Source organism: Pseudomonas sp. MWU12-2345 (assembly GCF_023242385.1).
In the GTDB taxonomy this organism is placed as follows: domain Bacteria; phylum Pseudomonadota; class Gammaproteobacteria; order Pseudomonadales; family Pseudomonadaceae; genus Aquipseudomonas; species Aquipseudomonas gingeri_D.
This window is the reverse complement of record NZ_JALLJA010000001.1, coordinates 1,152,645-1,171,642: the sequence shown is the minus strand read 5'-3', so window position 1 is coordinate 1,171,642 and position 18,998 is coordinate 1,152,645. Positions and strand designations below refer to the sequence as shown.

20 protein-coding genes are annotated in these 18,998 nt (G+C 64.1%); 4 read left to right on the top strand and 16 right to left on the bottom strand.

The features are described 5' to 3' along the window. The first annotated feature begins 187 nt into the window (after window positions 1-187). Together M5C71_RS04915 and M5C71_RS04910 are read left to right on the top strand one after the other, a co-directional pair. Window positions 188-1,471, top strand: coding sequence for an AAA family ATPase (locus M5C71_RS04915; RefSeq protein WP_248767353.1), 1,284 nt, complete (start codon window positions 188-190; stop codon window positions 1,469-1,471). A 3-nt stretch (window positions 1,472-1,474) separates the two neighbouring features. Beyond that, window positions 1,475-2,470, top strand: a complete 996-nt coding sequence (locus M5C71_RS04910) for an endonuclease (RefSeq protein WP_248767352.1) — start codon at window positions 1,475-1,477, stop codon at window positions 2,468-2,470. On the opposite strand, the gene M5C71_RS04905 is transcribed toward M5C71_RS04910, so the two are convergent. From M5C71_RS04905 to ribBA, 6 genes are all read right to left on the bottom strand, one after another. Then, the gene (locus M5C71_RS04905) at window positions 2,471-3,106 is read right to left on the bottom strand and encodes an START domain-containing protein (RefSeq protein WP_103494613.1); all 636 of its coding nucleotides are present in this window, start codon (window positions 3,104-3,106) and stop codon (window positions 2,471-2,473) included. 69 nt (window positions 3,107-3,175) lie between these two features. After that, window positions 3,176-4,330: an ABC transporter ATP-binding protein gene (locus M5C71_RS04900; RefSeq protein WP_152739454.1), complete on the bottom strand. Its 1,155-nt coding sequence runs from the start codon at window positions 4,328-4,330 to the stop codon at window positions 3,176-3,178. A 17-nt stretch (window positions 4,331-4,347) separates the two neighbouring features. After that, window positions 4,348-5,157 (bottom strand): ABC transporter permease, encoded by an 810-nt coding sequence (locus M5C71_RS04895; RefSeq protein ID WP_103494615.1) that lies wholly within the window; start codon window positions 5,155-5,157, stop codon window positions 4,348-4,350. A gap of 6 nt (window positions 5,158-5,163) precedes the next feature. Next, complete coding sequence (locus tag M5C71_RS04890; protein WP_178129840.1) at window positions 5,164-6,108, bottom strand: ABC transporter permease; 945 nt, start codon at window positions 6,106-6,108, stop codon at window positions 5,164-5,166. After that, window positions 6,105-7,130, bottom strand: a complete 1,026-nt coding sequence (locus M5C71_RS04885; RefSeq protein ID WP_103494617.1) for an ABC transporter substrate-binding protein — start codon at window positions 7,128-7,130, stop codon at window positions 6,105-6,107. The genes M5C71_RS04890 and M5C71_RS04885 overlap by 4 nt, the downstream gene beginning before the upstream one ends. A gap of 237 nt (window positions 7,131-7,367) precedes the next feature. Beyond that, window positions 7,368-8,480: a bifunctional 3,4-dihydroxy-2-butanone-4-phosphate synthase/GTP cyclohydrolase II gene (ribBA, locus tag M5C71_RS04880; RefSeq protein ID WP_248767351.1), complete on the bottom strand. Its 1,113-nt coding sequence runs from the start codon at window positions 8,478-8,480 to the stop codon at window positions 7,368-7,370. 75 nt (window positions 8,481-8,555) lie between these two features. Here ribBA and M5C71_RS04875 point away from each other — a divergent pair, with 75 nt between their 5' ends. Continuing rightward, the gene (locus M5C71_RS04875; RefSeq protein ID WP_152739451.1) at window positions 8,556-8,849 is read left to right on the top strand and encodes a DUF1330 domain-containing protein; all 294 of its coding nucleotides are present in this window, start codon (window positions 8,556-8,558) and stop codon (window positions 8,847-8,849) included. A gap of 6 nt (window positions 8,850-8,855) precedes the next feature. Here the strand turns inward: M5C71_RS04875 and M5C71_RS04870 are convergent, their stop codons facing one another. From M5C71_RS04870 to M5C71_RS04840, 7 genes are all read right to left on the bottom strand, one after another. After that, entirely contained in the window at window positions 8,856-9,419 is a 564-nt protein-coding gene (locus M5C71_RS04870; RefSeq protein WP_103494620.1) for an NUDIX hydrolase, read from the bottom strand. A gap of 1 nt (window position 9,420) precedes the next feature. Next, window positions 9,421-10,173: a GntR family transcriptional regulator gene (locus tag M5C71_RS04865; protein ID WP_100943754.1), complete on the bottom strand. Its 753-nt coding sequence runs from the start codon at window positions 10,171-10,173 to the stop codon at window positions 9,421-9,423. A gap of 101 nt (window positions 10,174-10,274) precedes the next feature. Then, complete coding sequence (locus tag M5C71_RS04860) at window positions 10,275-10,760, bottom strand: flavin reductase family protein (protein WP_103494621.1); 486 nt, start codon at window positions 10,758-10,760, stop codon at window positions 10,275-10,277. Between the two features lie 12 nt (window positions 10,761-10,772). Beyond that, window positions 10,773-12,254: an aldehyde dehydrogenase gene (locus tag M5C71_RS04855; RefSeq protein WP_248767350.1), complete on the bottom strand. Its 1,482-nt coding sequence runs from the start codon at window positions 12,252-12,254 to the stop codon at window positions 10,773-10,775. Next, on the bottom strand, window positions 12,251-13,084 hold the full coding sequence (locus M5C71_RS04850; RefSeq protein ID WP_103494623.1) for an alpha/beta fold hydrolase: 834 nt from the start codon (window positions 13,082-13,084) through the stop codon (window positions 12,251-12,253). Before M5C71_RS04850 ends, M5C71_RS04855 begins: the two co-directional genes overlap by 4 nt. Window positions 13,085-13,109: 25 nt before the next feature. After that, window positions 13,110-13,700 carry an amino acid synthesis family protein gene (locus M5C71_RS04845; RefSeq protein WP_103494624.1) on the bottom strand — a complete coding sequence of 197 codons (591 nt, stop codon included), beginning with the start codon at window positions 13,698-13,700 and terminating at the stop codon, window positions 13,110-13,112. A gap of 105 nt (window positions 13,701-13,805) precedes the next feature. Continuing rightward, window positions 13,806-14,714, bottom strand: coding sequence for a LysR family transcriptional regulator (locus M5C71_RS04840; RefSeq protein WP_152739449.1), 909 nt, complete (start codon window positions 14,712-14,714; stop codon window positions 13,806-13,808). 110 nt (window positions 14,715-14,824) lie between these two features. Between M5C71_RS04840 and M5C71_RS04835 the strand changes: the two genes are divergently transcribed. Then, a complete protein-coding gene (locus M5C71_RS04835; RefSeq protein ID WP_248767349.1) occupies window positions 14,825-15,811 on the top strand; it encodes an aldo/keto reductase in 987 nt (328 codons plus the stop codon). Window positions 15,812-15,939: 128 nt separating this feature from the next. Here the strand turns inward: M5C71_RS04835 and M5C71_RS04830 are convergent, their stop codons facing one another. From M5C71_RS04830 to kdpB, 3 genes are read right to left on the bottom strand one after another with little or no spacing between them, the layout of a single operon-like run. Continuing rightward, the gene (locus tag M5C71_RS04830) at window positions 15,940-16,224 is read right to left on the bottom strand and encodes a hypothetical protein (protein ID WP_177098729.1); all 285 of its coding nucleotides are present in this window, start codon (window positions 16,222-16,224) and stop codon (window positions 15,940-15,942) included. A gap of 44 nt (window positions 16,225-16,268) precedes the next feature. Beyond that, window positions 16,269-16,892: a potassium-transporting ATPase subunit KdpC gene (gene kdpC / locus M5C71_RS04825; RefSeq protein ID WP_248746120.1), complete on the bottom strand. Its 624-nt coding sequence runs from the start codon at window positions 16,890-16,892 to the stop codon at window positions 16,269-16,271. A 12-nt stretch (window positions 16,893-16,904) separates the two neighbouring features. After that, the gene (kdpB, locus tag M5C71_RS04820; protein ID WP_248767348.1) at window positions 16,905-18,995 is read right to left on the bottom strand and encodes a potassium-transporting ATPase subunit KdpB; all 2,091 of its coding nucleotides are present in this window, start codon (window positions 18,993-18,995) and stop codon (window positions 16,905-16,907) included. Between the last annotated feature and the right edge of the window lie 3 nt (window positions 18,996-18,998).

Sequence of the window (18,998 nt, the reverse complement as noted above, 5' to 3'; positions counted from 1 at the left end):
CGTCACGATTGCTCGAAGCGAAGGTTACGACTCTCGGCGTGAAGGGCTCGAGATGAGACTGGATAAGTACTCTCAGGAGTGGACTCTCTATCCACTCCGATTGAGGCAGAGTTCGCTCTTGGCGTCTCCCTCGCTTGTGTCAATTTTCTTGAAAAACTTCAAAGGGATCGAGCAACTCGAGCTTCTGATGCCTCCCGCGCAAGAGACCCCAATTCCGAACGTCAAGCCCGCTCGACCAGCGCTGCTGATCCTGGGTGAAAACGCCGCCGGCAAAAGCTCCATCCTCGAAGCTACGGCCCTGGCGCTTTGCAGCGAAGAGGCGCGGGCACAATTGCCGGTCGACGTTGCGGCTTTGCCCCTCGATCCCGAACTGCTGGGCGCGGGGCAGATGCCCCGATGCACCTCGGCTACCGTCGCCTTGACCTTCGAGGACGACAGTCAGCGGGAATTGACCATCGCCGGTGGCGACTACTGGCTCGAAGGCACACCCGTCGCGCCACCGGTCTTTGCCTACGGTGCCTTCCGCCAATACCAGAAACAGGTGCGGCGCTACAGCCCGGGCAAATCGATCATCAACCTTTTCGACGCCACGGCCCTGTTGTCCAACCCGGAAAAATGGCTGTTGAGCCTCAAACCGGTCGAGTTCGACAGCGTGGTGCGGGCCCTGCGGGATATCCTCTCCATCGAGGGTGAGTTCGAAGTCATGGAGCGTGATGTTGAAAACCAGCGCTGCCTGATCGTCACGGCCACGGCCGGTAGCCGGACCCTGTGCCGAACCCCATTGAGCCTGGCGTCCTCAGGCTACCGCTCGGTGCTGGCCATGGTCTGCGACATCATCCAGGGCCTGATGAACCGGCGCATCAACCCTTACTTCGAGAGCCTGGAAACCGCCCAGGCGGTGGTGCTGATCGACGAGGTCGAGGCCCATCTGCACCCGCGCTGGAAAATCCAGATCATGGGCGCGTTGCGTAGCGCCTTGCCGAACGTGACCTTTATCGCCACCACCCACGACCCCCTGTGCCTGCGCGGCATGCGAGAGGGGGAGGTGATCGTCATGCAGAGGGTCGCCAGCGAGGACAATCCCGACAGTGATTGGCCGGTGATGGTGGAGCAGGTGGTCCGCCTGCCCAACGTCAGCCAACTGACCATCGAGCAACTGTTGACCTCGGACTTTTTCAGCCTCACCTCCACCGACCAGCCGGATACCGAGCGCGAGCTGGCGATGTTCGCCGATCTGCTGGCCGCCCGCGAGCAGGGCCAGCCCCTGAGCGACGCCCAGCAGCACGCCTGGAGCCGCTTCGAACGGGATATCAGCGACGCCTTGCCGGTGGGCGCCACCGAAGTCCAGCGGCTGGTACAGGAAGCGGTGGTGGAATACCTGCAGAACCGCCGACAGGTCAGTGCGCTCAAGCTCGGCGAGCTGCGTAAGGAATCCAAAAAGCGGATCCTCGCTGTCCTGGAGGGCATCTGAAGCATGCGTGCGGTCATTCGAACGATTGCCAAGGCGCCGGATGCCCTGTCCGGAGCCGACTCGCCCGCCGCCAAGGAGCTGCAAAAACTCAAGGCCTGGTTCGCCGCACCGACTGGCAACCCACCGGCTTTTGCAGTGTACAAATCCGATAGCGTCAAGAAGCAGCTTGATGAGCTGTTCCACGGCAAATGCGCCTATTGCGAGAGCTTCTTTGCCTCCACCGCGCCGGTGGATGTCGAGCACTATCGGCCCAAGGGCGCGGTGTCCGAGGACGCCAGCCATCCCGGTTACTGGTGGGTGGCCATGGACTGGGACAATCTGCTGCCCAGTTGCATCGACTGCAACCGCAAGCGCAAGCAGGTCACCCCCAGGTTGTCGGCCAAACTGCTGACCCTGCGGGACGACCGCCAGGGGTTCAACCAGGGCAGCCTGCTGCTTTCCGGCAAGAAGGACAGCTTCCCTATTCTCGGTCGGCGGGCGATGTCCGCTGCGCAGGACTTTGCCGACGAATACCCGCTGCTGCTCGACCCGTGTCGTGACAACCCCGACGAACACCTGAGGTTTCATATCGACCGGGACAACCTGATCGGCCTGGTACTGCCCAGGCCGCACACGGGGGCGGACCTTCCGGCCATGACTGATGCGGCCATGGATGGAAATCTCCAGGAAGCACTGGTCGCCGGGCTGAGCCTCAAGGGCAGCGTCTCGATTCATGTCTACGGTTTGAACCGGCTGGGCCTGGTGCAGGAGCGCACGCGTCTGTTGCGCCAGCTGGAGTTCCTGGAAATGCTCGCGCTGGAAGTGGGGACTATGGCGGATGAGCTTTTACCTGATCCCGAGGCGCCGCCCTCGGCCACGGTCGCCAGTATCGCCAAGCGCCTGTACTTCCTCCAGGACCGGATTCTCAGTGAAATGAAGCGCATGGCCCGGCCCGAGGCGCCTTATTCGGCCATGGTCCGGGCCTGGATCGAGGACTTCAAGGTCCGGCTCCAGGCCTGACTACGGTGCCGTTTCGGCGTCGCGTATGCCCTGGTGTTCGGCCACCACGCGCAAGGTCCTGAGGCTGACCATCGGTGCGTCGACCACGAACTGGTTGGCCAGCCAGGAGGGGATATCGCCGGCCGGCTCGGCTTGCAGCTCATAGGTCACGCGGGTTTGCGTGTCGCTTTCGGGGTGCATGGTCCAGGTGCCCTTCATCTGGCTGACACGGATCTGTCCCGGCACGAGGGGGACGAAGCCGGGTACCGCCTCCAGATAACGGGTCAGGCTGCCGTCGTCGGCGCGCTCGCTGTGCACATGGATCACCATGTCACGGGTTTGCGCCGGCCACGGCAGTGCAGTGGTCAGATAGACCCAGGTGTCGTCACCGTCATTTTTCAGCAGGCGCATATCGGCGCAGGCATACAGCCATTTGCAGGCGACCCGCAGGTTTTCCTGGAGGTTGCTCAGGGTGCCGACATCGGCCTTGATCCGCGTCTCACCGCGAAAGCTCTGGTAGCGCGAGCCCGGGACGTGGCGGAGGTAGACCTGGATGCCGTCTTCGTCCTTGGCCAACTGCCAGTCCGGGGGCGCCGCCAGTGTTGTCGTGCTGAGAAGAGCACTGGCCAGCGCTGTCGCAGATAACAGGATGTTCATTCGGATCTCCGGGTTGCACGGCCGATAGTGCCTGGCTACCCGGATATAACACCTGAGCCCGGGTTTTATTCAATGGGCGCCGGCTGCTTTGTTCAGATCGCCCTCGCTCCATTGGGTATAGACGCAAGCGTCCGCGCTGGCCCAGCGTACCCGCAGTGGATCGCCGGCCTTGAGCGGCATGCCGGTGGCCGACAGCGCCTTGACCGTCATCGCCGTGCCGCCGTCGGTGACCACGCTGCAGGTCTGGCTTTCGCCGAGAAAGAGCATTTCGCCGACCTTGGCCGAGACCTCGTTCCAGCCTGCCGGCAAGGGTTCGGCGGCGGCCTGTTCGAGGCTCAGGGCCAGGGCTTTCTCCGGGCGCACCATCAGCAACAGCGGCTGCTCGCTGGAAACCCCGCTGGTCGGCCGGATCGTCAGGGTCTGTCCCTCGAAATCCCCCGCGGCATTGCCCCGGGCCTTGAGCTTGAGGAAGTTCGAGTTGCCGAGGAATGAGGCGACAAAGGCGTTCGGCGGGTTCTGGTAGAGGTCGTAGCCGCTGCCCAGGCCGACGATCTTGCCGTGACTGAAGATCGCGATGCGCTGGGACAGGCGCATGGCTTCCTCCTGGTCATGGGTCACGTAGACGATGGTGATGCCCAGTCGACGATGCAGTTGGCGCAGCTCGTCCTGCAGGTCTTCGCGCAGCTTCTTGTCCAGGGCGCCGAGGGGTTCGTCCATCAGCAGGATGCGCGGTTCGTAGACCAGCGCCCGGGCAATCGCCACACGCTGTTGCTGGCCGCCGGAGAGCTGGGAGGGGCGGCGATGGGCAAAGGTTTCGAGCTGCACCAGCTTGAGCATGGCGTCGACCCGGCGCTCGCGCTCCTCGCTGCTGAGCTTGCGCAGGGTCAGCGGGAAGGCGATGTTGTCACGCACCGACAGGTGGGGAAACAGCGAGTAACGCTGGAACACCATGCCGATATCGCGTTTGTGCGGCGGCACCTTGACCAGGGACTGTCCACCCACCAGGATTTCACCGCTGCTGGGCGTCTCGAAACCGGCCAGCATCGACAGGGTGGTGCTTTTGCCCGAGCCACTGGAGCCGAGGAAGGTGAGGAATTCACCCTCCCGGATATCCAGGGAAATATTGTCCACGGCGGCGAAGTCGCCGTAGTGCTTGTTCAGGTTGCGCAGGCTGACCAGGGGGCGGTCGGGTTGTTGCGCGGGGTCTTTGATCACGGCACTCATGTTCTACTCCTTGGCGCTCAGGCGCGAAGTTCATTGCGCCGGCGCAGGGCGGCGGCGATCACCATCACCAGCACCGACAGGGCGATCAGCAGCGTCGAAGCGACGGCGATCACCGGGGTCAGGTCCTGGCGCAGGGTGGTCCACATTTTCACGGGCAAGGTCTGCAGGGTCGGGCTGGCCATCATCACGCTCAGCACCACTTCATCCCACGACACCAGGAAGGCGAACAGCGCCCCGGCGACCATGCCGGGACGAATCGCCGGGAAGGTCACCTTGAACACCGCCTGCAGGCGCGAGGCACCGCAGATCACCGCGGCATCCTCGATCGACTGGTCGAACAGCTTCAGCGAGTTGATGATCGAGATGATGGTGAAGGGCAGCGCGACGATGACGTGGCTGACCACGAAGGCGAACAGCGTCCCCGTGTAGCCGAGTTTGAGAAACAGCGCGTACACCGCCACGGCGATGATCACCAGGGGCACGATCATCGGCAGGGTGAACAGGCCGTAGAGCAGTTCGCGGCCGGGAAAGCGTCCACGGACCAGGGCGAAGGCCGTCGGCAGGCCGAGAGCGACCGCGAAGAAGGTGGTCAGGATCGCCACCTTCAAACTGGCCAGGGCGGCGTTCATCCAGTCCGGGTTGGAAAAGAACTGGCCGTACCATTTCAGCGTCCAGCCCGGTGGCGGAAACACCAGCCATTGGGAGGAGCCGAACGACAGCAGCACGATGAACACGATCGGCAGCAGCAGGAACAGGGCGATCAGTCCGGTGGTGAGGTAGAGGCCCAGGCGCAGGCGCCGGCTCATGGCATTGGGAGTCAGGAGCATGACGGCTTACCTCGCGTTACTGGCGCCGACCGGGGATTCCGGCTGGAGCTTCAGGTAGAAGTAGAACAACACCAGGGTGATCAGCACCAGCAGGGCGGCACCGGCGCTGGCCAGGCCCCAGTTGAGGAACGACTGCACCTGTTGAATGATGAACTCCGGCAACATCATGTTCTGCGCGCCGCCCAGCAGGGCCGGGGTGACGTAGTAACCCAGGGACATGACGAAGACCATCAGCCCGCCGGAAAACAGCCCCGGCCGGCACAGCGGCAGGAACACCCGCATGAAGTTGCGCCACGGGCTGGCCCCGCAGATGGCCCCGGCCTGCAGGATCATCGGATCGATGGCCTGCATGGTCGCCTGCAACGGCAGGACAATGAACGGGATCATGATGTAGCTCATGCCGATCACCACGCCGGTCAGGTTGTGCACCATCTCCAGCGGCTGGTCGATAATGCCCATGGCCATCAATGCCTTGTTGATCACCCCGGAAGCCTGTAGCAGCACCAGCCACGAATAGGTCCGGGCCAGCAGGCTGGTCCACATCGACAGCAGCACGATATTCAGCAGCCAACGGCCCCAGCCACGGGGCACCAGGGTAATCGCCCAGGCCAGGGGAAAGCCCAGCAGCAGGCTGAACAGCGTGACCAGCCCGGCCACCGAAAAGGTGTTGAGCAGGACCCGGGCGTAGGCCGAGTTGGCGAACAGTTGCTGGTAGTTTTCAAGCCCCGGCGTGGGCTCCAGGACGCCACGCAGCAACAGGCCGATCAGTGGTGCGAGGAAAAACAGGCCGAGGAACAGCAGGGCGGGTAACAGGTTACCCGCCCCCCGCCAGCGCTGCGCATACGTGGAAGACTGCTGCATGACCGCCGCCTTGCTGCTGGCCAGGCCGGCAGCGCCAGGGGCGCTCCCGGTCGGACGGGTGTCAGGGGAAAGCGTGGCCGTCATTTTCATTTGACCAGCCATTCGTTCCACCGTGTCGCAATGGCCGGACCGTTCTTGGCCCAGTATGCGAAGTCGAGTGTGATCTGATCCTTAGCGTAGGCAGTCGGCAGGTTCGGTGCCAGTACCGAGTCCAGGCGCGCGACGCTGTCGATGTTGACCGGGGCATAGGCGGTCAGGTTGGAGAAGTCGGCCTGGCCCTTGGCGCTGCTGGCACTGGCCAGGAACTTCATGGCCGCCGCCTTGTTTTTCGTGCCTTTGGGGACGACCAGGATGTCGGCCATGACCAGGTTCTGTTTCCAGCTCACGCCCACCGCTGCGCCGTCCTGCTGCAAGGCGTAGATCCGGCCGTTCCAGAACTGGCCGATGCTCGCTTCACCGGAGGCCAGCAACTGCTGGGACTGCGCGCCGCCGCCCCACCAGACGATGTCTTTCTTGATGGTGTCGAGTTTCTTGAAGGCGCGATCCAGGTCCAGCGGGTAGAGCTTGTCGGAGGGCACGCCGTCGGCCAGCAGGGCCAACTCCAGCACGCCGGGGCTCGGCCATTTGTAGAGGGCGCGTTTGCCCGGGTAGGTCTTGGTGTCGAACAGGGCGCTCCAGTCCTGGGGCTTGCCTGCGCCCAGCTTGCCCTGGTTGTAGCCGAGGACAAAGGAGAAGTAGAACGAACCGACGCCATGGTCCGAGACGAAGCGCGGGTCGATCTTGTCGCGCTGGATCTGGCTGAAGTCCAGCGGCTCGAGCAGGCCTTCGGCGGCGGCGCGCAGGGCGAAGTCGGCTTCGACGTCGACCACGTCCCACTGCACGTTACCGCTTTCGACCATGGCCTTGAGCTTGCCGTAGTCGGTGGGGCCGTCCTGGACCACGGTGATGCCGCTGGCCTTGCTGAACGGATCGGCCCAGGCCTGTTTCTGCGCGTCCTGGGTGCTGCCGCCCCAACTGACGAAGTTGACGCTGTCGGCGGCCATGGCGAAGGAACTGCCGATTGCCAGGAAACCCGCGAGCAATGTCGCGGTTGCACCTTTGTTCAACACCATTTTCACGCCCTCATTTGTTGTGTTTTTGAGCGGGTTGTTGATGCCCGCCTATCGGGAGCAGTAGGTCCATCGGGGCCTTTTAAGGCGACCGCGCCAAGGGCTTTTATGGGTGCTTTCCCTGTCGGGGGCACTTGGCAAATATCTCCGGTCTACGGAATATCATATTATGGTATTCCAAACTTTCTGCAAGCACTTTGCCTTACCGGTGATCCGGCCTTGGCGCTTTTTTACGGGGTATCAGGGTTGCGTGAAGGGGATGCTTTCCACCACCTGCAGATCGTAGCCGGTCAGCCCGGCATATTTGAGCGGCGGCCCCAGGTGGCGCAGTTGGCCGACACCGATGTCCTGCAGTATCTGTGCCCCGGTACCGATCTGCGAATAGATCCGCGATTGCGAACGGCTGTACTGGCGCGCTGGCCGGGTCAACTGCGGTACGCGCTCCAGCAGCGCCTGGGACGATTCGTGGTTGGCCAGCACCACGACGACGCCGCAGCCTTCCTCGGCGACCCGTTGCAGCGCCGCCCAGAGCGTCCAGTTGCTCGGCCCGTGGTAGTCGGCGCCGACCAGGTCACGCAGCGGATCGATGACGTGGACTCGCACCAGTGTCGGCGTATCGCGGCGGATATCGCCCATCACCATGGCCATATGCACGCCGCCTTCAATGCGGTCCTCGAAGGTGATCAGGCGAAACATGCCGTGCACCGTCGGCAGTTCCCGTTCGCCGATCCGCAGCACCGTGTGTTCGGTGCTGAGGCGGTAGTGGATCAGGTCGGCGATGGTGCCGATCCGGATGCCATGTTTTCGCGCAAATACTTCCAGGTCCGGGCGCCGGGCCATGCTGCCGTCATCGTTCATCACTTCGACGATCACCGAGGCGGGGGTAAAGCCGGCCAGGCGCGCCAGGTCGCAACCGGCCTCGGTGTGCCCGGCACGGGTCAGCACGCCGCCTTCCCGGGCCCGCAGGGGGAAGATATGCCCGGGCTGGACCAGGTCTTCGGCGCGGGCATCGGCGGCCACCGCGGCTTCGACGGTGCGGGCGCGGTCGGCGGCGGAAATGCCGGTGGTCACGCCGTGGGCGGCTTCGATGGACACGGTAAAGGCGGTGCTGAACGCGCTGCCGTTGCTCGGCACCATCTGTGTAAGATCCAGGCGCCGGCAATGCTCGTCGGTCAGGGTCAGGCAGATCAGCCCGCGTGCCTCGCGGGCCATGAAGCTGATAGCCTGGGCGTTGCAACGGTCGGCGGCGATCAGCAGGTCGCCTTCGTTTTCGCGATCTTCGTCATCCACCAGCAGGACCATCTTGCCCTGGCGGTAGTCGTCGATGATGTCCTGGATACTGTCAAAGGCCATGCCAGCGCTCGCTCTGTCTGAAAGTGTGATTTATGGTATACCATAATACAAAATCAACCAGCAATGAGGTCATCGATGAAGGCTTACTGGATTGCCCATGTGGATGTCACGGACCCCGAGCAATACACCGAGTACACAAGCCGCGCCCCAGCGGTATTTGCCCGCTACGGCGGACGCATGCTGGCACGGGGCGGGCGCGCCGAGGCCCTGGAGGGGCGGGAAACGCCACAGCGTAATGTGGTGATCGAGTTCGACTCCTACGACCAGGCGCTGGCCTGCTATCGTTCGGCGGAGTATCAGGAGGCGCGCGGGCACCGCGAAGGCGCGGCCCGGGCCGAAGTGATCATTGTCGAGGGCATGGCGCCCTGAGGGCGCTCAGCGGATAAAGTGAATCTTGCCGCTGTCGTCGTTGCCGATGTAGATGCCGTAGACCCCGGCCTGGCGTTCCTCGATGTAGCGTTCGAGGATCTGCCGGATCGCCGGGTAGTAGATGCTGTCCCAGGGGATGTCCTCGGGCGCGAAGAATTGGTAGTCCAGGGTTTCCGGCCCGAACTGGCCGGTGATCTCCAGCGCGATGGCGCGGAAGATGATGTACACCTCGCTGATCTGCGGCACGCTGAAGATCGAGTAGGGCGAGAGGATTTCCGCGCGCACGCCGCTCTCTTCCCAGACTTCCCGCAGGGCCGCCTGCTCGGTGGTCTCGCCACCTTCCATGAAGCCCGCCGGCAGGGTCCAGGTGCCGGGCCGTGGCGGGATCGCCCGTTGGCACAGCAGGTACTTGCCGTCGCGCTCGATGATGCAGCCGGCGATGATCTTCGGGTTGACGTAGTGGATGTAGCCGCAGCCCGCGCACATCAGGCGTTCATGGGTATCGCCCGGCGGCACTTGCCGAGCGAGGTCGGCGACGCCGCACTGCGGGCAGAAGCGCGGGCTGGGCATGTCAGCGGCCCATACGGGGTTCTTTGAGGGCGATGGGCGCGGTGATCTCGGGGGCCGGGCCGGTTTCGTCCTGCTTGCGCTTGAGGTATTCCAGCGCCACCTTGGCCGCCGCGCGCACGTGGTCGACCGAGGCCTGGTGGGCGGCCAGCGGGTCGCCGCTCTTGATGGCCTCGACGATGCGTTCCATTTCCTGGTTGCTGGCGCCGCGCCGGTTTTCCTGGGACACCGAGGTGGCCCGCAGGTAGCTGATCCGGGCCTGCAACTGGCGCAACTGGGTGGCCGCGGCACGGTTGCCCGAGCCTTCGAGCAGGACGTCGTAGAAACCCTGCACCGAATCGATGACCTGCTGCAGCTCGCCGTCCTTGAGGGTCTTGCGATTGACTTCGAGGGCCTTTTCCAGGGCCTTGATGTCCTTGGCCTTGGCCCGCAGGGTGAACAGCTGGACGATCAGGCCCTCCAGCACACAGCGCAGCTCGTAGATATCGACCGCATCGTCCAGGGTGATGATGGCGACGCTCGGCCCCTTGGCATCGGCGAACGCCACCAGGCCTTCGGACTCGAGGTGGCGCAGGGCTTCGCGCACGGAGGTGCGGCTGACGCCGAGGCGCTCGCAGAGGTCGCGCTCGACCAGGCGGTCCCCCGGCATGAGTTGGAAGTTCATGATGGCGCTTCGCAGCTTGTCCAGCACGATTTCGCGCAGGGTAACGGGGTTGCGATTGACCTTGAAGCTGTCGTCGAGTGGCAGGCGTTTCATGGGATCCGCTCTAAAAGTTCGTGGGGCCGATCGAGGGCCGAAATCACCGGCAAGCTTATCATGCGCCGTTCATCCGCGTCGGCTCGCGCCGTGGCAAAACCTCAGGCCAGCGCGGGCAGCGGGCCGAGCTTGCCCTTGTGGTAGATCATCGGCGTCACTGCTTGCTCGGGCAGGATCAGGTTCTTGACCGCGCCGACGATGATGGCGTGGTCGCCACCGTCGTATTCGCGCCACAGTTCGCACTCGATGATGGCGGTGGCCTTGTCCAGCAGCGGGTTGCCCAGGGCGCTCAGGTGCCAGGCGATCCCCTTGGCCTTGTCCTTGCCTTTGCCGGCGAATGCGTAGGCTTCGGCGGTCTGGTCGGCGGACAGCAGGTGAATCGCGAACTGCTTGCTGTCCCGCAGGATCGGGTAGGTGTCCGAGGCGTAGTTGGGGCAGAACAGCACCAGCGCCGGGTCGATGGACAGGGCGCTGAAGGCACTGGCGGTGATGCCGACGATGCCCCCCTCGGCGTCCAGGGTGGTGACCACCGTGACGCCCGACGGGAAGGAGCCCATGACTTCTTTGTAGATACCGGGTTCGATCATCTCGTTTGTCTCCTAGCGCATCACGAAGGGGTCGGGCATGGGGGCTGACGAGAGGTTGATCCACACCGTTTTCAGCTCGGTATAGGCCAGCACCGAATCGATGCCGCTCTCGCGACCGTAGCCGCTGTTCTTGAAACCGCCGATGGGTGCCATGGCCGAGACCGCGCGGTAGGTGTTGACCCAGATGATCCCGGAGCGGATGTCCCGGGCCAGGCGATGGGCGCGGCCCAGGTCGCGGGTCCAGATGCCGGCGGCGAGGCCGAACTGCGAGTCGTTGGCGATGGCCAGGGCCTCGGCCTCATCCTTGAAACGGATCACCGAAGCCACCGGACCGAAGACTTCTTCCTGCATGATCTTCATCGAGTTGCGGTCGCACTCGAACAGGGTCGGCTCGTAGAACCAGCCGTTACCCAGGTTCGGCGGGCGCTTGCCGCCCAGGCGCAGGCGCGCGCCCTCGGCCAGGGCGTCGGCCACCAGGCCTTCGACCACGGCCAGTTGCTGCGCGGTGGCCATGGGGCCCATCTCGCTGGCGTCGTCCTGCGGGTTGCCGATGCGAATGCGCTGGGCGCGTGCCACCAGGCGCTCGACGAATTCGTCATAGATGTCGTCCTGGACCAGCAGCCGTGAACCTGAGACGCAACTCTGGCCGGACGCCGCGTAGATCCCGGCAATGGCACCGTTGATCGCGCTGTCCAGGTCGGCATCGGCAAAGATGATGTTCGGCGACTTGCCGCCCAGTTCCAGGGACAGCTTGGCGAAGTTCTCGGCGCTGCTACGCACCACATGGCGGGCGGTGGCCGCGCCGCCGGTGAAGGCGATCTTGCGCACCAAAGGGTGGCGGGTCAGGGCGGCACCGGTGCTTGCGCCGTAACCGGTGATGACATTGACCACGCCGGGCGGAATGCCGGCTTCCAGGGCCAGGCGCGCCAGTTCCAGGACGGTGGCCGAGGCGTGCTCGGAAGGTTTGAGCACGATGGTGTTGCCCGCCGCGAGGGCCGGTGCCAGTTTGATCGCGGTCAGGTAGAGCGGGCTGTTCCAGGGGATGATCGCGGCGACCACGCCCATGGGTTCGTGCACGGTGTAGGCGAACAGGTCCGGCTTGTCCAGCGGCAGGGTGCCGCCTTCGAGCTTGTCGGCCAGGCCCGCGGTGTAATGGAAGAACTCCGGCAGGTAGCTGACCTGGCCGCGGGTTTCGCGGATCAGCTTGCCGTTGTCGCGGCTTTCCAGTTGGGCCAGGCGCTCCTTGTTTTCCGCGATCAGATCGCCGAGGCGACGCAGCAGCTTGCCCCGGGCGGTGGCACTGAGGCCACGCCAGGTCGGGTTGTCGAAAGCCCTTTGCGCGGCCTGGACCGCGCGCTCGACATCGGCTTCGCCGGCGTCGGGCAACTGTGCCCAGGGTTCGGCCAGGGCCGGGTCGAGGCTGTCGAAGGTCTGGCCGGACAGGGCATCGACCCATTCACCGTCGATGCACATCTGGAAGCGGGTGAGTGTCATGCAACGATCCCCTTTATCTGGTTTTGTCGGGCGTGGGCGTTGGCGAGGAAGTCCAGCAGCACCTGGTTGACCAGGCGCGGCGACTCCACGGGCATCATATGCCGTTGCTCGGCGAGCACGGCAACCGTGGCGCCGGGAATACGTTCGGCCAATTGGCGGGCCATTTCCGGGGTCGACCCCGGGTCCAGCTCACCGGTGGCGATCAGGGTCGGCACCTGAATGCCGCCCAGATCCTCGGCACGGTACATGTCCTGGGTGGCGAACAGTTCATAGGTGGTCAGGTAACCTTGTGGGTCATTGTCCGCCAACGTCTGGCGCAGGGCGGCGATTTGCGCGGGATTGGCCGCCTGGTATTCGCGGCTGAACCAGCGCGACAGCGCGGCTTCGGCGTTGGCGTCCGGTCCGTGCTCGGCGGCCTGGGCGGTGCGGGCGATAACGCCGGCGCGCTGTTCGGCGCTGCGATTGAACACGCTATTGAGCACCACCAGGGCTTGCAGACGTTGCGGGTAGTGCAAGGCAAACGCCCGTGCTACCAGCCCGCCCATGGAAAAGCCGATCACGCTTGCCTGGGGCAATTGCAGATGGTCGAGCAGCTCCAGCAACTGGTCGGCATAGCCGAGCAGCGGGGTGCCGCTGGCCGGGCGCGGGCTGGCGCCGTGGCCGAGCATGTCGTAGGTGATCACGCGGTACGTCGTGGCCAGGCCAACGATCTGGCCGCCCCACATTTCTTTATTCAGGCCCACGCCGTGGATCAAGACCACAGGCTGGCCTTGGCCGGTCGCCAGGTAACTGGTGCCAGCCGGGGTGCGTTCAGCGGTGAGCCGAATCATGGAGCGCTCCTGCCTTTCTTATTGATTACCGCGCTTTCTCGGCGGCCAGTTCTTCCAGGTCGATATAGCGGTTGCCGATGCGCGGGTGCAGGCGACCACCGTCGGCGCAACCGAGCACGACGACGATCTCGTCGGCGCGCGGAGCGTCTTCGATGCGCATTTCCAGGGTGATGTAGTGCGAGCGCAGGCCTTCGTCGTCCTTGTGCATCATCGGGATCTGGATCGAGGTGCCGGGCCCGCCGCGCTTGTTGGTGAAGCTCAGGTAGCTTTTGGCCTGGACCGCCTCGCGGTAGTGGTTGCCGAAGCGCAGGGTGTGGATCACCGCCGAGGCATGTTCGATTTCACCGTCGGCGCCGACTACCGCGGCCTTGCCGTAAGCCTCGATCTTGTCGGCACCGCCGATGGCGGCCACCAGGCGCTCGACCATCATGGCGCCGAGGTCGGAGCAGTGGGCGCGGATTTCCGGTTTCAGGTCTTCGACGAAACCCCGACCCAGCCAGGGGTTTTTCATCACCACGGCGAGGCCGATCATGGTCACCGGTTTGTCCGCGGCCTTGCCGCCTTCGATCAGGGTCTGTTCGGAATAACTGACGATCTTGCGGATTTCGAAACTCATAAGGGGGCTCCTGGGTGCACGTTGATCATGTGGTATGATGGTATACCATAATATTGGCTGTGCAAGCCCCTCCTGAAAGTATTCAGGTTGCCGCGAGGGCGAGTCCTACAGTGGAAGGTTGTGCCGACGGATCATCTCCATCAACTGCCGCAGCCCCGGCTGCGACTGGCGCTGGCTGGAGTAGTAGAGGCAGAACGGGGCGCCCATGCTCGACCAGTCCGGCATCACCTCCTGCAAGCTGCCGTCCTCGAGTTCCCGGGTGACGCGTTTTTCCAGGCAATAGGCAATCCCGACACTGGCCAGCGCCGCGTCGATCACCGCCTGGGTATCCGAGGCGGTCAGGGCTCCGGGGACATCCAGGCGGATCATTTGCGCGCCGTTGCCCAGTTCCCACTTGTAGGCCGTGTTGTCGCCCAGGCGCATCCGAATGCACGCATGCTCCAGCAGGTCGGCGGGTTTTTCCGGGACGCCACGGCGGGCGAGATAGTCGGGGGAGGCAATCATGATCCAGCGCAACTCGCCAGTCAGGGGCACGGCAATCATGTCCTGGGGCACCGTCGCGCCATAGCGGATACCGGCATCGAAACCTTCGGCGACGATGTCCACCAGACGGTCCTCGACCTTCAGGTCCAGGTTGATCTGCGGGTAGGCCGCCATGAACTCGCCGAGCACCGGACTGACCAGCAGGCGGGCGGCATCCCGGGGCACATTGAGGCGCAGCCGGCCGATCGGCGCATGGCGATAACGGTCGAGTTCGTCGAGGGCTTCCTGGATGGTGGCGAAACCGACGGCCAGCTTCTGCGCCAGCAGGGCACCGGCATCCGTGGGTTCCACCGAGCGGCTGTTGCGGTTGAGCAGCTTGACCCCCAGGCGGGTTTCCAGGTTGCGCAGGGTGTGGCTCAGGGCCGAGGTGGTGACCCCCAGTTCATGGGCGGCCTGGCGAAAGCTGCGGCGGCGGATGATGGCCATGAACACATTGAGATCGGCCAGTTCGGAGCGGTTGAAAGCTGCCATGTCATGGGTTCTTTACGAGGAGAGAAGGTGAACGGGGTGTTGAGCCTTATTCAACCATGGATGATCTAAAATCATGGTCCTTTTATGCTTCGATTCCATTGGAGATCATCATGAGCATCGAACACATCGCCATCGCCGGTATCGACAAACCGGTCTCGCGCATTGCCCTCGGCACCTGGTCCATGGGCGGCTGGATGTGGGGAGGCGCGGACGATGAAGTCTCGATCCAGACCCTGCGTCACGCCCTGGAACGGGGTATCAACCTGATCGATTCCGCGCCGGTCTACGGCAAGGGGCATTCCGAAGAGCTGATCGGCAAGGCCTTGAAGGGCGTACGCGATCAAGCCGTTATCGCCACCAAGGCCGGCTTGCAGTGGGATGACGGTTCGGTTCGGCGTAACGCCACGGCCGTGCGGATTCGTCGGGAAGTTGAAGACTCCCTGCGGCGCTTGCAGACTGACTATATCGATCTGTACCAGATCCACTGGCCCGACCCTCTGGTCGAACAGCAGGAAACCGCGCTGGAGCTGGAAAAGCTGCGTCAGGAAGGCAAGATCCTGGCGGTGGGCGTGAGTAACTATTCGCCGGCGCAGATGGACGAGTTCCGTGAATACACCGCGCTGGCCACGGTGCAGCCGCCCTACAACCTGTTCGAACGGGCCATCGACAACGATATCCTGCCTTATGCCAAGCAGCATTCGCTGGTGGTGCTGGCTTATGGTTCGCTGTGCCGCGGGCTGCTGACCGGTTCCATGAGCGCGGCGACGGCGTTTGGCAGCGATGATATCCGTGGTGTCGATCCAAAATTCCGCGCCCCGCGTTTCGAACAGTACCTGGCGGCCGTGGCGGCGCTGGACCTCTACGCCCGTGAGCGGCATGACAAGTCGGTGCTGGCCCTGGCCTTGCGCTGGGTGCTCGACCAGGGGCCGACCATCGCCTTGTGGGGCGCGCGCAAGCCTGAGCAATTGAAGGGCATCGAAGACGCCTTTGGCTGGAGCCTGTCGGCGGATGAACTGAAGCAGATCGACCAGATCCTGCTCAATACCGTCAAGGACCCTGTGGGTCCCGAGTTCATGGCGCCGGGTATCCGCGGCTAACGCCTGTCCATCAAGGTTGAACGCGTTTCCTGTAGGAGCCGGCTTGCCGGCGATGACGTCAGTAAGGTCGATGCAAGGCTTACTGGCCTCATCGCCGGCAAGCCAGCTACAGGTGTTGCGGTGTGCTTTTAGCGGCAGCCGGTCAGGGTGACCTTGCAGGTCGCCGGCGTTCCGCCCGATTCAGCGGCGTAGCGCTGGCAGTTGCCCATCGCTTTGACGCTGGCGCTTTTCACGTTCGGCCCCCAGGCCAATCCGCCATCCCCCAGTGTCGGCACCGCCTTGGCGTAGCAGGCGTAACCGCCGACCGGGGTTTGCGAACCTCTCCCCGAACAGCCGGCGATCATTGAAAAACTGATCGCCAGCACCAGCAGGCAGAACAGGGACGGGGCGTTGCGTGAAGCTTGTACGTTCATGGCAGTGTCGCTATTGCAGGTTAAGTCCCGCCTATTGTCCCGCCTTATTGATGGCTCGGATAGTCCCGTTGCAAGGCCAGGTTCAGGGCCAGCACATTGACCCGCGATTCACCGAACACCCCCAGCGCCGGCGCCTGGGTATTGGCCTGGACCAGCGCCAGCACGTTATCCAGCGGTGCGCCGCGTTGCTGTGCCACGCGGGTGGCCTGCAAGGCGGCATTGGCCGGGCTGATGTCCGGGTCCAGGCCGGAGGCCGAGGTGGTCAGCATATCGGCGGGCAGGGTCTGGCCGGCCAGTTCCGGCTGGGACTGCTCCAGGGCATGCCGGTCGGCGGTCAGCCGATCGCTCAGGGCCTGGCTGGTCGGCCCCAGGTTGGAGCCCGAGGAGCTGGCCGCGTTATAGGGCGATGGCACGGTTTTCAGCGGGTCCTTGGGATCGGTGTCGGTGGTGGCCGATGGCCGCCCATGGAACCACTGTGGGGCATCCCATTGCTGGCCGATCAATGCCGAACCGATCACCTGGCCCTCGGGGTTTTTCAGCAGGCTGCCATTGGCCTGGGCGGGAAACAGCAACTGCCCGATCCCGGTGACGGCGAAGGGGTAGGCCATGCCGCAGAGTACGAAGGTGACCGCAGTGACCCGCAGGGCCGGTGACAAGAACTTGATCATGATCAGATCCTCCTACAGGAAGGGCGCCAGGCACAGGTCGATCAGCTTGATGCCGATAAAGGGCGCAATCAGCCCGCCGACGCCGTATACCAGCAAGTTGCGATAGAACATGGTTTCCGCGCTCTTGGGCATGAAGTTGACCCCGCGCAGGGCCAGGGGAATCAGCGCCGGAATGATCAGGGCGTTGAAGATCAGCGCCGAGAGGATCGCGCTTTGCGGCGTGGCCAGGTGCATCAGGTTCAACGCCGCCAGGCCCGGCAGGGCGACCATGAACAGCGCCGGCAGGATGGCGAAGTACTTGGCCACGTCGTTTGCGATGGAAAAGGTCGTCAGGGCGCCGCGGGTGATCAGCATGCGCTTGCCGATGGTGACCAGGTCCAGCAGCTTGGTCGGGTCGGAGTCCAGGTCGATGATATTCGCCGCCTCCTTGGCCGGCATGGTCCCGGTGTACATGGCCAGGCCGACATCCGCCTGGGCCAGGGCCGGGGCGTCGTTGGTGCCGTCGCCGGTCATGGCCACCAGGTGCCCGGCCGCCTGTTCGCTGCGGATCAGCTTGAGCTTGTCCTCGGGGGTGGCCTGGGCGACGAAATCGTCGAGGCCGGCCTGGGCGGCGATCACACTGGCGGTGGTCGGGTTGTCGCCGGTGACCATTACCGTGCGGATGCCCATGGCCCGCAGTTGCGCGGCCCGCTCGCGGATTCCCGGCTTGAGTACGTCGGACAGGTTGATGATGCCGAGGATCCGCCCGTCGATGGCCACCGCCAGGGGTGTCGCGCCTTGCTGGCTGACGCCGAGGGCCAGGCGCTCGAGGTCGGCGGGAATCTCGCTGCCGTAGCTGTCCCTGACGTAGTTGACCAGGGAGTCCACCGCGCCCTTGCGCACCACGCGCCCGTCGGCCAGATCGGAACCGCTCATGCGGGTTTGCGCCGAGAAGTCCATGCCGACGGCTTCTTCCAGTCGGCTTTCTTCATGGACGCCCAGGCTCTTGGCATAGGCGGTGGTGGACTTGCCTTCCGGGGTACTGTCGAACAGCGAGGCGAGGTAAGCCCCCTGTTGCAGCTCCTGGCGGGTGACGCCCTTGACCGGTAGCAGCTCGGTGGCCTGGCGATTGCCGATGGTGATGGTGCCGGTCTTGTCCAGCAGCAGGGTGTTGACGTCGCCGGCGGCTTCCACGGCCTTGCCCGACATCGCCAGCATATTGAAGCGCAGCGTGCGGTCGATCCCGGCAATACCGATGGCCGAGAGCAGGGCGCCGATGGTGGTAGGGATCAGCGCGACGATCAGGGCCACCAGGTCGGCGACGTTGATCTGTGCGTTGAGGTAGCTCGCCACCGGGGCGATGGCGGTGACCACGATCACGAAGATCAGGGTCAGCACCGAGAGCAGCACCGTCAGCGCGATCTCGTTCGGGGTCTTCTGCCGTTTGGCGCCTTCCACCAGGCTGATCATGCGGTCGAGAAAGGTGTTGCCGGGCGACGCGGTGACCAGGATCACCAACGAGTCGGAGATCACCTTGGTCCCGCCGGTGACCGTGGAGTTGACGTCCGAACCGGACTCCTTGATCACCGGTGCGGATTCGCCAGTGATCATCGACTCGTCGACATAGGCCGCGCCTTCGACCACTTCACCGTCCATGGGAATCAGTTCGCCGCGGTTGACCTTGACCAGGTCGTCCTTGCGCAACGATGCAGCGGACACCAATTCCTGGCGACCGTCAGAGAGCAGCCGGGTGGCATTGAGCTGCGTGGTGGTGTGGCGCAACGAAGCGGCCTTGGCCTTGCCACGGCCCTCGGCCATGGCTTCGGCGAGGTTGGCGAACCACACCGTGATAAACAGGATGAAGGTCACCACGCCGTTGTACAGCGACGTGGCATTCGATGGCCCGAACAGTTGCGGGTTGAGCGTCAGCGCGGCGGTCACCAGGGTGCCGATCCAGACCACGAACATGACCGGGTTCTTGATCTGCACCCGTGGATCGAACTTTTTCAGCGGTTCGACCAGGATCAGCCGCAGACGCTCCTGCCGGTTCTCCGCGCGCGGCGCCTTGCGGGCCGCAACCGGGGTCGACAGCGGGGCCAGTGGCAATGCTTTTTCAACTTTCATCTC

Bases quoted from the DNA above. Each gene is read 5' to 3' on its own strand.
- M5C71_RS04915 (WP_248767353.1), top strand. From the start codon at position 188: ATGCCTCCCGCGCAAGAGACCCCAATTCCGAACGTCAAGCCCGCTCGA.
- M5C71_RS04910 (WP_248767352.1), top strand. From the start codon at position 1,475: ATGCGTGCGGTCATTCGAACGATTGCCAAGGCGCCGGATGCCCTGTCC.
- M5C71_RS04905 (WP_103494613.1), bottom strand. From the start codon at position 3,106: ATGAACATCCTGTTATCTGCGACAGCGCTGGCCAGTGCTCTTCTCAGC.
- M5C71_RS04900 (WP_152739454.1), bottom strand. From the start codon at position 4,330: ATGAGTGCCGTGATCAAAGACCCCGCGCAACAACCCGACCGCCCCCTG.
- M5C71_RS04895 (WP_103494615.1), bottom strand. From the start codon at position 5,157: ATGCTCCTGACTCCCAATGCCATGAGCCGGCGCCTGCGCCTGGGCCTC.
- M5C71_RS04890 (WP_178129840.1), bottom strand. From the start codon at position 6,108: ATGAAAATGACGGCCACGCTTTCCCCTGACACCCGTCCGACCGGGAGC.
- M5C71_RS04885 (WP_103494617.1), bottom strand. From the start codon at position 7,130: ATGGTGTTGAACAAAGGTGCAACCGCGACATTGCTCGCGGGTTTCCTG.
- ribBA (WP_248767351.1), bottom strand. From the start codon at position 8,480: ATGGCCTTTGACAGTATCCAGGACATCATCGACGACTACCGCCAGGGC.
- M5C71_RS04875 (WP_152739451.1), top strand. From the start codon at position 8,556: ATGAAGGCTTACTGGATTGCCCATGTGGATGTCACGGACCCCGAGCAA.
- M5C71_RS04870 (WP_103494620.1), bottom strand. From the start codon at position 9,419: ATGCCCAGCCCGCGCTTCTGCCCGCAGTGCGGCGTCGCCGACCTCGCT.
- M5C71_RS04865 (WP_100943754.1), bottom strand. From the start codon at position 10,173: ATGAAACGCCTGCCACTCGACGACAGCTTCAAGGTCAATCGCAACCCC.
- M5C71_RS04860 (WP_103494621.1), bottom strand. From the start codon at position 10,760: ATGATCGAACCCGGTATCTACAAAGAAGTCATGGGCTCCTTCCCGTCG.
- M5C71_RS04855 (WP_248767350.1), bottom strand. From the start codon at position 12,254: ATGACACTCACCCGCTTCCAGATGTGCATCGACGGTGAATGGGTCGAT.
- M5C71_RS04850 (WP_103494623.1), bottom strand. From the start codon at position 13,084: ATGATTCGGCTCACCGCTGAACGCACCCCGGCTGGCACCAGTTACCTG.
- M5C71_RS04845 (WP_103494624.1), bottom strand. From the start codon at position 13,700: ATGAGTTTCGAAATCCGCAAGATCGTCAGTTATTCCGAACAGACCCTG.
- M5C71_RS04840 (WP_152739449.1), bottom strand. From the start codon at position 14,714: ATGGCAGCTTTCAACCGCTCCGAACTGGCCGATCTCAATGTGTTCATG.
- M5C71_RS04835 (WP_248767349.1), top strand. From the start codon at position 14,825: ATGAGCATCGAACACATCGCCATCGCCGGTATCGACAAACCGGTCTCG.
- M5C71_RS04830 (WP_177098729.1), bottom strand. From the start codon at position 16,224: ATGAACGTACAAGCTTCACGCAACGCCCCGTCCCTGTTCTGCCTGCTG.
- kdpC (WP_248746120.1), bottom strand. From the start codon at position 16,892: ATGATCAAGTTCTTGTCACCGGCCCTGCGGGTCACTGCGGTCACCTTC.
- kdpB (WP_248767348.1), bottom strand. From the start codon at position 18,995: ATGAAAGTTGAAAAAGCATTGCCACTGGCCCCGCTGTCGACCCCGGTT.